General features: G+C 38.5%; 10 protein-coding genes. All 10 read right to left on the bottom strand.

What is annotated here, in order from left to right; genetic code table 11:
* Window positions 1–114: 114 nt before the first annotated feature.
* On the bottom strand, window positions 115–7,746 hold the full coding sequence (locus PK1910_RS10190; protein ID WP_331298937.1) for an ESPR-type extended signal peptide-containing protein: 7,632 nt from the start codon (window positions 7,744–7,746) through the stop codon (window positions 115–117).
* 416 nt (window positions 7,747–8,162) lie between these two features.
* A complete protein-coding gene (locus tag PK1910_RS10185; protein WP_414617159.1) occupies window positions 8,163–9,134 on the bottom strand; it encodes a 5-oxoprolinase subunit C family protein in 972 nt (323 codons plus the stop codon).
* Window positions 9,135–9,171: 37 nt separating this feature from the next.
* Complete coding sequence (gene pxpB, locus PK1910_RS10180; RefSeq protein WP_105087083.1) at window positions 9,172–9,915, bottom strand: 5-oxoprolinase subunit PxpB; 744 nt, start codon at window positions 9,913–9,915, stop codon at window positions 9,172–9,174.
* Between the two features lie 74 nt (window positions 9,916–9,989).
* Complete coding sequence (locus PK1910_RS10175; protein WP_105087084.1) at window positions 9,990–11,186, bottom strand: NRAMP family divalent metal transporter; 1,197 nt, start codon at window positions 11,184–11,186, stop codon at window positions 9,990–9,992.
* A 128-nt stretch (window positions 11,187–11,314) separates the two neighbouring features.
* Window positions 11,315–12,082 (bottom strand): LamB/YcsF family protein, encoded by a 768-nt coding sequence (locus tag PK1910_RS10170; protein ID WP_105087085.1) that lies wholly within the window; start codon window positions 12,080–12,082, stop codon window positions 11,315–11,317.
* A 181-nt stretch (window positions 12,083–12,263) separates the two neighbouring features.
* Complete coding sequence (thiE, locus tag PK1910_RS10165) at window positions 12,264–12,911, bottom strand: thiamine phosphate synthase (RefSeq protein ID WP_105087086.1); 648 nt, start codon at window positions 12,909–12,911, stop codon at window positions 12,264–12,266.
* Window positions 12,912–13,550, bottom strand: a complete 639-nt coding sequence (thiF, locus tag PK1910_RS10160) for a sulfur carrier protein ThiS adenylyltransferase ThiF (RefSeq protein ID WP_105087087.1) — start codon at window positions 13,548–13,550, stop codon at window positions 12,912–12,914. It lies immediately after the preceding gene.
* Between the two features lie 12 nt (window positions 13,551–13,562).
* Entirely contained in the window at window positions 13,563–14,663 is a 1,101-nt protein-coding gene (gene thiH, locus PK1910_RS10155; RefSeq protein ID WP_105087088.1) for a 2-iminoacetate synthase ThiH, read from the bottom strand.
* A gap of 9 nt (window positions 14,664–14,672) precedes the next feature.
* Window positions 14,673–15,443, bottom strand: coding sequence for a thiazole synthase (locus tag PK1910_RS10150; RefSeq protein WP_105087089.1), 771 nt, complete (start codon window positions 15,441–15,443; stop codon window positions 14,673–14,675).
* 1 nt (window position 15,444) lies between these two features.
* Complete coding sequence (gene thiS, locus PK1910_RS10145; RefSeq protein ID WP_105087090.1) at window positions 15,445–15,642, bottom strand: sulfur carrier protein ThiS; 198 nt, start codon at window positions 15,640–15,642, stop codon at window positions 15,445–15,447.
* Window positions 15,643–15,649 lie beyond the last annotated feature (7 nt).

Raw genomic sequence — 15,649 nt, 5'->3', positions numbered from 1 at the left:
GAACCTCTTATACGAAATGTATATACCCTATCAAGTACAACAATGTATAAGAGGTTCTTTAGTTTTACAGAGAAATAACTATCTTAGACTATTATCAAAATTAGTTCTCAACTCTTAACCTTTAGAAGCTAATAATTGATTTACTACGGCACGCAAGTCATCTAAGCCTTGTTTAGTTTCAGCCAATTCTTGACGTTGACGTTCATTTTCAGCTTCTAATGTATTTAGACGCGCTGCTTGATTAGCAATAACCGTTTTTTGATTACTATTTTCTTTTTTGAGACTAGATACTTCATCTTGCATTACATAAACAGAGCTAATAGGCCCCGCCTTATAGCGTTCTGGAATAGCGTCTTTTCTTTCACGACTACCACCAAATTTATGCGTTACACCTGCATTTACCATGTTATGGCTAGTACCAAGTGAAACACCTACGTTGAACATAGTATCTTCAGTTCGGTAGTGAGCAATACCGATGGCACCCGCAGTTTCACCACGGTAGTTACCAATACCAGCCATAATTTGTGTTGGTTCCAATGGATCATATTGAATTGGTTTCAACGCTGCCATAGCTGCTGCATGAGCACCAACACGTTGTGTTTCAGTACCAACACGGTTAACAGCTTCTTGTAAACCAGCATTAGATGCTTTCAATTGGCTAACATTTACTGCATCAGTATCAGCTGTACCAGGCGCTACTCCATGAATTTTGTTGCCACCATTATTTAAGCCGTCTACAGTAAGTGATACAGGGCTAGCTGCTGTATCTGCAGGAGTAATAGTCATACCACCCCCATTAATTGTAGTAGAGTTGCCAGCTGCATCTTTCACAGTTGTACCTGCAGGAGTGATTTTAGTAGATACACCGTTTTCATCACCTACAGTAACACTGTTTAGGCCTTTTAAGTCTTTAGCCAAGCCATATGTGAAAGTAGTTCTATCTTGGTTAACTACAAGATTATCACCAGCTTGGAATTTTACGGTATCCCCACCTTGTACTTTTTCAACAGTACCTCCTGCAGCTGTTACCTTCCATGCAGATATATCTTTAACTTGTTGTTTACCAGCATCTGTTAAGTTGCTCAAGTCTTGATTTGCAGCATTATCGATTTTTGCTTTAGTTTGATCATCAATCTTAACAGTTACATCTTCACCATTAGCTATAGTTGTTAAACCGTTTTCGCCTTTAATATTGAATTTTACATCGCCTGTACTCAACGATTTTTCATCAGTCAAACCAGAGTTACCACCTAAAGAAATCTTACGAGCAATAGCTGTCGTGTTTTTGTCGATATTAGCTTTATTGGTTGCGATGTTATCCTTATTAGTTGCAATATCACTAGTATTTTTAGTGATAGCCGCTTTGTTATCAGCAATATTTTGTTTATTCGCAGCAATATTGTCCTTATTAGTTGCAATATCAGCAGCATTTCTATCAATTGCAGCTTTATTATTAGCTATTTTTTGCTTGTTATCCGCAATGGCATCAGCATTTTTACCAATCTTATCTGTATTATCAGCAATGTTGGCTTTGTTTTCTGCTACTTGATCATCAACATGTTTCAATTGATCTTCTGTGGCGGCACGTCCAGAGACAGGCTGTGTTTGACCCGGAGTCCATGCAGTGTTAGTCAAACCCGTTACTTGAGGTGTTTCTACACCTTCTGTAGCTTTCACTTCTGGTGCTGTAATGGTTTGATTTGCTTTTACAGTATTGAAAGTTACGTCTTGTTTAGTAGCAATTGTGAAATCTTTACCATTTTGAGTAATGGAAATGTTATCACCATCGATAAACTTAACTGTATTGCCACCTTCAACTTTTTCAGCAGTATTACCATTAGCTACTACATTCCATGCGGATAAATCTTTAACTTGTTGTTTACCAGCATCTGTTAAGTTGCTCAAATCCGTATTTGCTGCATTGTTGATTTTATTAGCCGTAGCATCATCCAATTTGACAGTTACATCTTCGCCATTAGCTTCAGTAACAATACCATTTTGCCCTTTAATATTGAATTTCACATCGCCTGTACTTAAGGATTTCTCATCTGTTGAACCAGTATTACCACCTAAGGAAATCTTACGACCAATAGCTTCTGTATTTTTATCAATATTAGCTTTATTGGCTGCGATATCGCCAGCATTTTTAGTGATGGCCGCTTTGTTATCTGCAATATTTTGTTTATTCGTCGCAATATTATCTTTATTAGTTGCTATATCGGCTTTATTAGTTGCGATATTATCTTTGTTAGTAGCAATATCTACTGCATTTTTATCAATTGCAGCTTTATTATCAGCTATTTTTTGTTTGTTATCCGCAATAGCCTCTGCATTTTTACCAATCTTATCTGTATTGTCAGCAATCTTGGCTTTATTTTCTGATACTTGATCATCAACGTATTTCAATTGGTCTTCTGTAGCTGCACGACCAGATACAGGTTGTGTTTGGCCTAGAGTCCATGCAGTGTTAGTCAAACCTGTTACTTGAGGAGTTTCAACCCCAGTTGTCGCTTTAACCTTTGGCGCTGTAATCGTTTGAGTAGCTGTTACCGTATCAAAAGTTACATCTTTCTTAGTAGAAATGGTGAAGTCCTTACCATTTTGAGTAATGGAAATGTTATCACCATCGATAAACTTAACGGTGTTACCACCTTCAACCTTTTCAGCCATCTCATTATTAGCGACTACATTCCAAGCTGCTAAGTCCTTAACTTGTTGCTTACCGTCAGGGGTCAAATTACTCAAATCTCGATCAGCTGCATTGTCAACTTTACCTTTAGTTGCATCATCGAGTTTAACTGTCACATCGTCGCCATTAGCAACAGTCGTAAGACCATTTTCACCTTTCACATTGAATTTCACATCACCTGTGCTCAAAGATTTTTCATCAGTCGAACCAGAGTTACCACCTAAAGAAATCTTACGACCGATAGCTGTCGTGTTTTTGTCGATGTTAGCTTTATTGGTTGCGATGTTATCCTTATTAGTTACAATATCACTAGCATTTTTAGTGATAGCCGCTTTGTTATCAGCAATATTTTGTCTATTGGTAGCAATATTGTCAGTATTTTTAGTGATTGCAGTTTTATTATCAGCTATTTTTTGCTTGTTATCTGCAATGTTATCCTTATTAGTAGCAATATCTGTTTTGTTCGCAGCAATATTGTCTTTGTTAGTGGCAATATCTACTGCATTTTTATCAATTGCAGCTTTATTGTCAGCTATTTTTTGCTTGTTATCTGCAATGGCATCAGAATTTTTGCCAATCTTATCTGTATTATCAGCGATATTGGCTTTATTTTCTGCTACTTGATCATCAACGTGTTTCAATTGGTCTTCTGTAGCTGCACGACCAGATACAGGTTGTGTTTGTCCCGGAGTCCATGCAGTGTTGGTCAAACCTGTTACTTGAGGAGTTTCAACCCCAGTTGTCGCTTTAACCTTTGGCGCTGTAATCGTTTGAGTAGCTGTTACCGTACCAAGGGTTACATCTTTCTTAGTGGAAACGGTGAAATCCTTACCATTTTGAGTAATAGAAATGTTATCACCATCAATAAACTTAACAGTGTTACCACCTTCAACCTTTTCAGCCGTCTCATTATTAGCGACTACATTCCAAGCTGCTAAGTTCTTAATCTGTTGCTTACCGTCAGGAGTCAAATTGCTCAAGTCTTGGTCCGCTGCATTCTCGATTTTACCTTTAGTCGTATCATCGAGTTTAACTGTCACATCGTCGCCATTAGCAACAGTCGTAAGACCATTTTCACCTTTCACATTGAATTTCACATCACCTGTGCTCAACGATTTTTCATCAGTCGAACCAGAGTTACCACCTAAAGAAATCTTACGGCCAATAGCTGTCGTGTTTTTGTCGATGTTAGCTTTATTGATTGCGATGTTATCTTTGTTAGTTGAAATGTCAGCTTTGTTTGTAGCAATGTCGCCAGTATTCTTATCAATTGCCGTTTTATTATCGGCTATTTTTTGTTTGTTGTCTGCAATATTATCCTTATTAGTAGTAATATCAGCTGCATTTTTATCAATTGCCGTTTTATTGTCAGCTATTTTTTGCTTGTTATCTGCAATGGCATCAGCATTTTTGCCAATCTTATCTGTATTATCAGCGATATTGGCTTTATTTTCCACTACTTGATCATCAACATGTTTCAATTGGTCTTCTGTGGCTGCACGACCAGATACAGGTTGTGTTTGACCTGGAACCCACACAGTGTTCGTCAAGCCTGTTACTTGAGGTGTTTCAACTCCAGTTGTCGCTTTAACCTTTGGCGCTGTAATCGTTTGAGTAGCTGTTACCGTATCAAAGGTTACATCTTTCTTAGTGGAAACGGTGAAATCCTTACCATTTTGAGTAATAGAAATGTTATCACCATCAATAAACTTAACAGTGTTACCACCTTCAACCTTTTCAGCCGTCTCATTATTAGCGACTACATTCCAAGCTGCTAAGTCCTTAACTTGTTGCTTACCGTCAGGGGTCAAATTACTCAAATCTCGATCAGCTGCATTGTCAACTTTACCTTTAGTTGCATCATCGAGTTTAACAGTCACATCGTCGCCATTAGCAACCGTAGTAAGACCATTTTCACCTTTTACGTTAAACTTCACATCACCTGTGCTCAAGGATTTTTCATTAGTCGAACCAGAGTTACCACCTAAAGAAATCTTACGACCGATAGCTGTTGTGTTTTTGTCGATGTTATCCTTATTAGTTGCAATATCACTAGCATTTTTAGTGATAGCAGCTTTGTTATCAGCAATATTTTGTTTATTCGCAGCAATATTGTCCTTATTAGTAGCAATATCACCTGCATTCTTATCAATTGCCGTTTTATTATCAGCTATCTTTTGCTTATTATCTGCAATATTATCCTTATTAGTAGTAATATCAGCTGCATTTTTATCAATTGCCGTTTTATTGTCAGCTATTTTTTGCTTGTTATCTGCAATGGCATCAGCATTTTTGCCAATCTTATCTGTATTATCAGCGATATTGGCTTTATTTTCCGCTACTTGATCATCAACATGTTTCAATTGGTCTTCTGTGGCTGCACGACCAGATACAGGTTGTGTTTGACCTGGAACCCACGCAGTGTTCGTCAAGCCTGTTACTTGAGGTGTTTCAACTCCAATTGTCGCTTTAACCTTTGGCGCTGTAATCGTTTGAGTAGCTGTTACCGTATCAAAGGTTACATCTTTCTTAGCAGAAATGGTGAAGTCCTTACCATTTTGAGTAATAGAAATGTTATCACCATCAATAAACTTAACAGTGTTATTACCTTCAACCTTTTCAGCCGTCTCATTATTAGCGACTACATTCCAAGCTGCTAAGTCCTTAACTTGTTGTTTACCATTAGGAGTCAAATTGCTCAAGTCTCGATCAGCTGCATTGTCGAGTTTATTTTTAGTTACATCATCGAGTTTAACAGTCACATCGTCGCCATTAGCAACAGTAGTAAGACCATTTTCCCCTTTTACGTTAAATTTCACATCACCTGTGCTCAAGGATTTTTCATCGGTAGAGCCAGAGTTACCACCTAAAGAAATCTTACGACCGATAGCAGCAGTATTTTGGGCAATATTAGCTTTATTAGAAACAATATCCCCTTTGTTTGTAGCAATTTCACCAGTATTTTTATCTATTGCAGTTTTATTGTCAGCAATTTTTTGCGTATTCGCAGCAATACTGTCCTTATTGGCAGCAATATCTGTTTTGTTTGTTGCAATATCACCTGCATTTTTAGCTATTGCAGTTTTATTTGTATCAATAGCAATTTTGTTAGCTTCAGCTTTATCATCAACTTTTTTCAATTGAGATACATTGACAGCATCTTTATCAGCAACACCATCTGCTACATTAGCAACTTTCAAATTCCCAGCATTGATACCTTTATCACCATCAATTTTAACAGTTTCATTACCGCCAGCATTATTGAAAGAAGCACTGTTTAATTTAGAAAGATCTTTTTTCAAAGCTACAGAGATTTTCTTATCATTTCTAGTAACCGCAACATTATCGTCACCAGAAAAATCTACTGTATTACCTTTTTCAACCGCTACTGGTGTAGCTTCACCATTAGCAGAAAGATTCCAACCATATTTATTTTGATCAATCGCTTGATTAATTGCATTAGCTACGTTAGCAGAATCCGCCATACCAGCAGTCGCTGTAGCGCTACCATTTGCTACAGTGATGTCTTGCTTTTTACCAGAAACTGTAATTTTCTTACCATTAGCTGTAGTGCTGATGTATGTATTATCACCATTTACAGCCAATTTACTATTAGCAAGGTTCACATCGCCTGTACCAGTATCACCTGTAAAAGCTAGATTAACACTCTTTAACTGTGCCACGTTTACTGCGTCTGTATCAGCAGTACCTGCAGCAACATAGTTAATTTGACGTGTTTGGTTTATCGTACCAACAGCAACACCACCTAATTTAGACGTTAGGGCAGCACCACTTAAACCATCATATATATCTGTACGACTAGCATTAACATTATATCCCGCTACGCCTGAAGCAATATCAGCTGTAGATTTTGAACCAACAGCTACACCATCTACTACTTTACCTCTAGCGCCATCACCAACAGCTACAGAACGACTCGCAGATGCGTCTGTTGCGGCATTTGGGCCAATAGCAATAGAATTAGCTGCCGTAGCACCAGTATTATCTTTATTAGCAGCATCAGAAGATTTTATAGATATATATTTATAAGCGATTTGGTCTACAATAGCGCTAAGTTGAGAGCCATTAATTGCATCTGTGGAAGTAGCACTTACTTCACCAGGAGCCACATGTTTCAACTGACGTTCATACCCTTTAGAACCAAAAGATACAACGTCACCTGGCAATGTTTTATCACCACCAGCCCAGGAAGCAACAACGTTATTTGGCAAAGTATAACTAGATTGTTTTGTACCGCCTACATCAGTGTTAGAACCACCACCGATGGCAATAGCATTATCACGATTTGCCCTAGCCCCTGTGCCAATAGCAATAGCATTTGTTACATCATTATTGGCTTGACCAGAAGCCCCACTAGAAGTTCCTGATAAACGATCCTTCGCATTTGCACCTGTACCAATGGCAATGCCCACATTGCCTGACTGACCTTTCATGCCTAATGTGATACCGGATTCACCAGCCGTTGCCGATGTATATAGTGGGTTTCTCATATCAAATCCTGTTAAGCTTTGAACTGCACTACGCAAATCCCCAGTTTTATTCTCACCATTATTCGTAGTGTAAATAACATTTACACCATCGGCTTTAACTACATCATCGCCACCAATAACAATAGAAGAGTTACCTTGAGCTATTGTATTTCCCCCAATGGCAATTGCTTGCTCCCCAATTACTCTTGCACCTTCATTAGCAGTATTACCACCACCAATAGCGATTCCTTGTGGACTGTTAACACTGGTACTAGAATTAGAACCTATTGCAATAGAATATCCACCAGCAGCTGCTGCATTTTGACCGAAACCTACAGCTTTATCACCAGTAACAGAAGCACCAGCCCCCAAGCCTACTGCTGTTGCATGCATATTTGTAGGCAAAGTATTTGCCGCCATAGAGATGCTAGCATTAGTCATTGCTAATGCAGCCAAGATTGCTGCTACAACAGTTTTCTTTTTGCCACTATTATTCTTAGCGAACTCAGATACTACTACGTAGCAGTTTTTTGATTTGCTCCAAACCACTTTAAAAATCTTATTCATACTTTCTCCTATAAACTATAGTAATATTAATGCTCCCTCGATGTTTTATCATATGGTAAGTCATACGAGAATTCCAAAATTTTCAATATTATAAGTATATCAAAACCTTTAATACACTATCAAGCTTTTTCATTTTTTATTCATAATTCTATATAGCGCACAAATGCAGCATTAATGCGTTTTATAGTGATTCATATCACAAATTTATATAAAATACGGGCTTATTTTATACCATAAAGAAGAGATAAAATGAATATAAATTCATAATCATTATTTTAAACTTGTTTTATAAGATTATATTTTCCCTCCACCTCATCAATTCATCTTACATTACATAACAAAAAGCTATCTCATAGAAATAACAATCTACAAGATAGCTTTATTGCTAGTTTATATAATTAAATAGGGAAAACCAATTAAGTTACATTAAAGGCATATACACTTTGTTCGTGTGCTAATTGTATGCGCTTATGTAAGCGTTTCATATATGTACGATATATCGCTTGTGCTTCTTCGACAGATATGATATCAAAATGAATTCCATCCCCCACTGGTAATTGGCTTAACCTAGGTAAATCTGCCGTAATCACAGTACCAATCTTTGTATAGCCACCTGTTGTTTGCCGATCTGCCATGAGTACTATAGGGTTTCCATCAGAAGGAACTTGGATAGAACCAAATACAGCGCCATCGGAGATAATATCCGCACCATCTATATGCTCTATAACAGGGCCATCCAAGCGAAAGCCCATACGATCACATTGTACAGTCAATGTATATATTTTACTACCAAAGGTCTTGATTCCTTTCTCTGTAAAATACTTTGCTTGCTCCCCTAGTACTACACGCAAAGGTTCGTGACACTCACGGCCGCCGCGGTTATATAGGGCGATATTGAATAAGTTATGACCATCATAGAAGTCGCACACATTCACTTCGTCTCTAGTAAATGCTTTAATGCCAAACTGATCACCTGCTTGTAACGATCTCCCCTCAAGACCACCTATCTTAGCTTTTGTATGAGTCGATACGCTACCATTAATAGTAGGAACATCAATACCGCCTGAGAAAGCAATATACATACGCACGCCACATTGGCTAAAGCTACCAGAAATAATATCTCCTTCATGACATATAAAAGGTATGTATCGAGGCACGACTATATTATTAATAGTGGGATGCATATCAGCCCCTGTAAAAGCAACAATACATGTACCTTGAACCGTTAGTGTAGGCGGTAGCACGGTGCATTCTAAAGCACCTAAAGGCTCCTTGTTTCCTACTAAAGCCTGCCCCAATAGATAGCTTTCACTATCCATAGGCCCCGCTACAGGCATACCATATTGTTGATAGCCGACTCGTCCTGCATCTTGAATCGTTGTATACATCCCTGGTCCATCTACGTGGATTGAAGCTTTCTTAAAACTATTTAAAGCCACGCAAATCACCTACCTCTACTTCATGTACAACAGGAACATAAGCTGAACCTAAAGATTTTATGCGATAAAATTCAGTATCATCGATGGGCACATAACGAACGTAGTCCCCTGCTCTTAATAATGCAGCTTGTTTTTTAGACATATCATACATAGTCACAGGTGTGCGCCCAATAATCTGCCATCCCCCTGGAGAATCTGATGGATATGTGCCAGTCTGTTCTCCTGCAATACCTACAGACCCGGCAGGAATCAAAGTTCTTGGCGAAGACAACCGCGGAGTTGCAATGCGAGGATTCATTCCACCTAAGTAAGTAAAACCAGGAATAAAACCTAACATATAAACCAAATAGTCAGTACCACTATGAATGGATACAACCTCAGCTTCACTTATATGATTGTGAGAGGCTACAAAGCCTAGATCTGGACCATACTCGCCACCGTATATGGTCGGGATTTCAACAATCGTAACACGTTCATTTGCGCTGTCTGTTACAGATTCTTGTAATATAGGATTAATAGTTCTACAAATGTCGGAATACGTATATACCATTGCATCATATTGAACAAGCAATGCACAGTATGTAGGAACTAGTTCAATAATTCCATCTAGCTGTAAGAGTTTAATCTGCTCTATAACTTGTCGGATTTGTCGATTAATCTTTGGATCGATTGCTTGACCAAAATCAATAGAGATAGCGCAATCCCCTACAGGTGAAATTGTAGGTTTCATATGTACCTCCTGCTATAACTAGAAAGGACCATCACATTCAAGACGAACGTAATGGTGCTTTCACAGATAATTAATTAACCTAGTAACTTAGCAATGCCCTTTAAAGATGTAACACCAATGTAAGATGTTACGAGCACTACAATCCACCCTGTATAATATAAAAGTTTATTGTGTTTATATGTTCCTACGATTTCAGACTTATGAGTTGCGACAAGCATAACTGCCAACGTAACAGGCAAGATCAAACCATTTACAGAACCGGCTAAAATCAATAGAGATGCTGGTTTACCAATAAAAATCAGGATACATGTGGAAATAAAGATAAATGCCATAATAGTCAATTTTTCATTTCGTTCTACCACCTTAAACAATGTTTTTAAGAAGGATACTGATGTGTAGGCAGCCCCTACTACAGAGGTCAATGCGGCACAGAAGAACACTATACCGAATAATTTATGCCCGATTTCACCAGCTCCTAAAAGAAAAGCAGAACCAGCTGGATCCTTAGTATCTAGTACAAATCCCATAGATACCACACCAAGAACAGCTAAGAATAATAATATACGAACTAGCGCATCAACAGACATGCCCATAATTGCTGCACGACGTACATCCTTTAAATGTTCTTGACCTGTAATACCAGCATCAATAAGGCGATGACCACCAGAGAATGTTATATAGCCACCTACGGTCCCTCCAATAAGAGTTATCGTAGCAAGCCACGGATAATTCGTAGGTACTATCGCATGAGTCACTGCTGTCCCTACCGGGGGATTCGTTGAAAATGCTACATAAGCAATGAGGACGAGCATAACCGTACCGAGTACTTTAGCCGTATTATCTAGAACACCACCCATCTTCTTAGATGTAAATAGTAAGATGCCCAAAATACCACTAATAGCCGCTGCTGTTGTTGTGTCGATACCAAATATAATATTGAGGCCCATAGAAGCACCACCAATATTACCGATATTAAAGGCTAATCCACCAAGGGAAATTAAAAATGCCACTATATACCCAAGGCCTGGTAATACCTTATTCGCAATATCTTGACCGCGCATTTGGGATACACCAATAATTGTCCACACATTAAGCTGTGCAATAATAGAGAAAATAACAGATATAACGATAGCAAATGCAAAGTCTGCTTTCAACTCATTTGTAAACGCTGCTGTTTGCAACATAAAGCCAGGCCCAATAGATGACGTGGCCATTAAGAAAGCTGCCCCTAATAGGACAGAGAAACTCGCTTTACCTGTAATTGGTTTCATAGGAACCTCCAAAATAATAATTAATCTATGTCATACTTATTGCTTAAAGCTCATACTTGCTTTTAATACTTATATTCGTATTTTCTGTTAGTATTAATTAAGCATTTATTTTAATGTTCTTAATAGTGTTATCGGTGTTGAAAATTCGCCACCGTTATACCAGCTTTTGATAGCCCTTCCCGAATATACTTTGTGAAAGCTATCGCTTCAGGATTATCTCCATGAACACATATGGAATCTGCCACAATATCAATGGTCTTCCCCGTATTAGTAACGACCTTACCCTTTGTAACCATCATCAGTACTCGGTCTAAAGCCTCTTGTGGGTCTTTGATGAAAGCACCTACTTCTGTACGAGGGACCAATGTTCCCTCCTCTGTATAGCCACGATCGGCAAACACTTCCTGTATAACAGGAATACCTCGTCGCTGTGCCTCTTGAGCAATATAGCTACCACTTAATACCATGGCCGCGATATTAGGATTTACCGATTGTAAACCATCTAAAATTGCATCAGCTATTACAGGCGTAACACAAGCTGTATTGTAAAAGGCACCGTGTAACTTCATATGCTGTAAAGTAAGGTCATGACTATCACAAAAAGCTTGTAGTGCACCTAATTGGTATATCATATAGGCTTTTGCCTCCGCAGGATTTACTGCCATCGCACGACGACCAAATCCCATCAAATCTGGATAACCAGGATGTGCCCCTACGGCTACACCCTTTTCCTTACATATTCGGACAGTCGCATCCATAATAAGAGGATCTCCAGCGTGCCAACCACAGGCAATATTAGCACTTGTTACGTGATTTAATACTTCACTATCCATACCTAATGTATAATTACCAAAACTTTCTCCTAAATCACTATTTAAATCTACATAATGAGACATATACTATTACCTCTCCATCTTCATCTATTATATAAATTCTATAGAATATTGAATTTAATGATACGATTATACTAAATAAACCTATATCTTAGCAAGGATATTTATCAAATCTACAAAATTATTTTATAAATACAAAAACCACAAGATTTTAATCTTGTGGTTTTTATGTAAACTCAATTTTTTATCTCACTCTACTATATCCAGTCATAAGCTCATAAACCGTATTTTGTATATTGTCCGACTCTGTTATTTCAGAAACGGCACAAATAAAATCGGGATGCGCTTGCCAAACGGTATCAGCATTTGTAGTTTTAATTCCCCCAATAGCAACAATGGGAGCCTTACTAAACTGCTTTGCCCAATATATATAAGAAATGCCTACAGGATTAGCATTGGGTTTTGTTTGTGTAGAAAAAATAGGCCCTACCCCAATATAATCAATAACACCTATGTATCTGTTTGCCGCTTTTAGGTCAGATATACTATGGGTTGACCAGCCAATCAACATATTAGGCCCTACAATTCGTCTTACCGTATTGGGCGGCAAATCAGCTTGCCCAATATGAACACCATCAGCATGTACAGCCAGCGCAAGATCAACATAATCATCAATAATTAATAGAGCATGATAATTAGAGGTCAATCGTCTCAAAATCATAGCCTCCTGATATCGCAGAATAGGCGTTTTTCCCTTTTCACGATATTGTATAATTCGTATCCCTGCGCTTAGCATATCTTTTACAAGCGGAACTACATCTCGAGTACCACCCGTAATTCCATATATAGGGCAAGCATTCATTACCGCTGTTAGTTTGTCTTTTCTATTCACTTATTTCACCTCATTAAACATGGTGTTCTCTAGTAAAAGTGATAACGCTAGATCCGCCTGTTTTGCAGCAGCAATAGCTACACGAGGTGCATAAGGATACGCATCTTCTACACTGGAATGCTCGTCACCAACAATATATAAATTTTGACCTAGCTTTTTAGTTCGTAACGTATCAGAATTACCTATTCCAGCCAATCCGGATACCATGATTTTAGGTACATCTAGTGAGATTGTAGTTTCTAAAAACATAGATTTAGCTTCCACCGCATCAAAGGCTTCTATCAAAATATCGGCTTTTTTATAGATTTCAGGTATATTCTCGGTTGTCAATTTATCCTTATAAATCTTAACGATAACATTTGAATTAATAGCAGTTAACACATCTTGTAAAGCCTCTACCTTATACTGCCCCACATGACGCGAAAAATAGTATTGCCGATTTAAATTACTTAGCTCTACAATGTCATAATCTGCAATAATTAGATTTCGAATACCACTACGGACAAGATTAACAGCACAATTGGATCCCAATCCGCCAGCACCTAAAACGCCTACTACTGAATTCTGCAATTTACGAAACTCCTCAGGGCTATAGAAGTGGGATATAGCCGTTTCAAATTCGTTATTCATATGAGCCATACATATATCTCCTCATAGTGCCTGCCAATCTTTATAAATGGGTTGATACCCATTATTTTCGAGCATTGCAGCCATTTCACTTACGCTGCGATTGTCACTAATTGTAAATTGGCTAGAATCATCTTGTTTTGTATGTCCCCCTACAGAGGTTGTTACGCCAGCTGAAACTTTTGTAATCCCCAGTCTCACCAGATTGTCACGCATATACTTGCTTTCACGAGAGGAAAGCGTAATTCCCACACGGGGAAACAAAAGACGCAAAGCCAAAATATATTGAACCAATGCCGTATCATCTACAGGATGTTTTGGTGAATAACCTACTGCACAAGGTCGAATTCTTGGAACGGAAACAGATAATTCTACATCTGGATAATGTTGCATAAGGTAATTAAGATGTAACATCGTCTTGTATGCCTCTCGACGCCATTCATCAAGGCCCATTAAAGCACCAATATTGACCACTCTAAATCCAGCCTGGCAAGCCAACTCAGGCGTATCAATCCGCTTTGCAAAATCACTCTTAGGTCCAAATGGATGTAATTGCGCATACAACGTAGGATTATATGTCTCTTGGAACATCGTCATTCCATCCGCTCCAACTGCAACTAATCCTCTATATTCCGCCAGCGTAAGCGAATACACCTCTACACTAACGCTACTAAAAATAGAAACCAATTTTTCTACGGCAGCCTGTATATACGACGGTGGACTACAAGATTTAGATTCACCGGTTAACACTAAAACTTGCTCTAATCCCGTTTCAGCGATTGCTTTCGACTCAAGCTCGATATCAGCTAAACTTAGCTTTTCACGGGCAATTCCACCATGATGACTATATCCACAATACACACAACCATTGTCGCAATAGTTTGAAATGTACATAGGCGTGAACAGCTGTATGGTATAACCAAATTGCTGTACCGTCCGTTCATGAGCCATCTGGGCCATATCTTCTAAATACAGCAGGGCTTGAGGTGATAATAGAATAAGTGCATCATCAATAGCTAACTTAGGTTTAGAGAGTGTTGAAAGTATTTCATCATCAGTTACTGCGCCTAATATGTCAGCTATATCTTCGTCGGAAACTCTTGAAAGTACATCTAAAAATGACATATCATCACCCTACTTTCGCAAGAAACCAGTTAACGGTGAAGATGCATTACCTACAGACTTCTTAGGTGCACATTTTGCAAGATATGCCTTGCGACCAGCCTCTACAGCATGATAAAAAGCCTGTGCCATGCCTACTGGGTCCGAACTCGTAGCAATAGCCGTATTAACAAGAACAGCACTAGCCCCCATTTCCATAGCTATTGTTGCATCAGAAGGACGTCCTATCCCTGCATCAACAATAATAGGCACATCAATAGAGTTGATTAAAATCTCTATCAATCCTTTTGCTTCAAGTCCACGATTACTACCAATAGGCGAAGCGAGAGGCATAACACAATTAGCACCAGCATCTACTAGTCGCTTTGCATCCATCAAATTAGGACTCATATAAGGAAAGACTATAAACCCTTCCTTTGCCAACACCTCGGTGGCTTTAATAGTCTCTAAATTATCGGGCATCAAATACATCTGGTCTTGAATGACTTCAATCTTAATCAAATTACCACAGCCTAATGCTTTTGCCATACGTGCAATGCGTATAGCCTCGTCTGCATTTCTAGCACCCGATGTATTCGGTAATAAATGCATTCTATCGGGGATATAGTTTATTATATCCTCCTCGCTTTGTGTTGTACCTACTCGCCTAAGAGCAACTGTCACAATATCTGATTGTGATGCTACTAATGCATCATGCATCAAATTATAGGATGCATATTTCCCTGTCCCCACTAACAAGCGACTAGAAAATGTTGTATTACCTACAGTAAATGAATCCAACATATCAACCACCTCCTACAAAGCTAACGATTTCTAATCTATCAGCAGCCGTTAATTTAGTGGTTGTATACGTTTCCTTACTAAGAATCTCGCCATTAAGCTCAACTACAAAGTGTTTACCGGCATACCCTAATTCATTAAGAACCAAATGAAGTTGCTCGTTTGAAACCTGCTTTGGCTCTCCATTAACAATTAAATCCATAGTGACC

Origin of the sequence: Veillonella parvula (assembly GCF_036456085.1) — a bacterium.
Classification (GTDB): domain Bacteria; phylum Bacillota; class Negativicutes; order Veillonellales; family Veillonellaceae; genus Veillonella; species Veillonella parvula_E.
The sequence above is the reverse complement of the archived record's forward strand: the minus strand, read 5'-3'. Positions and strand labels throughout refer to the sequence as shown.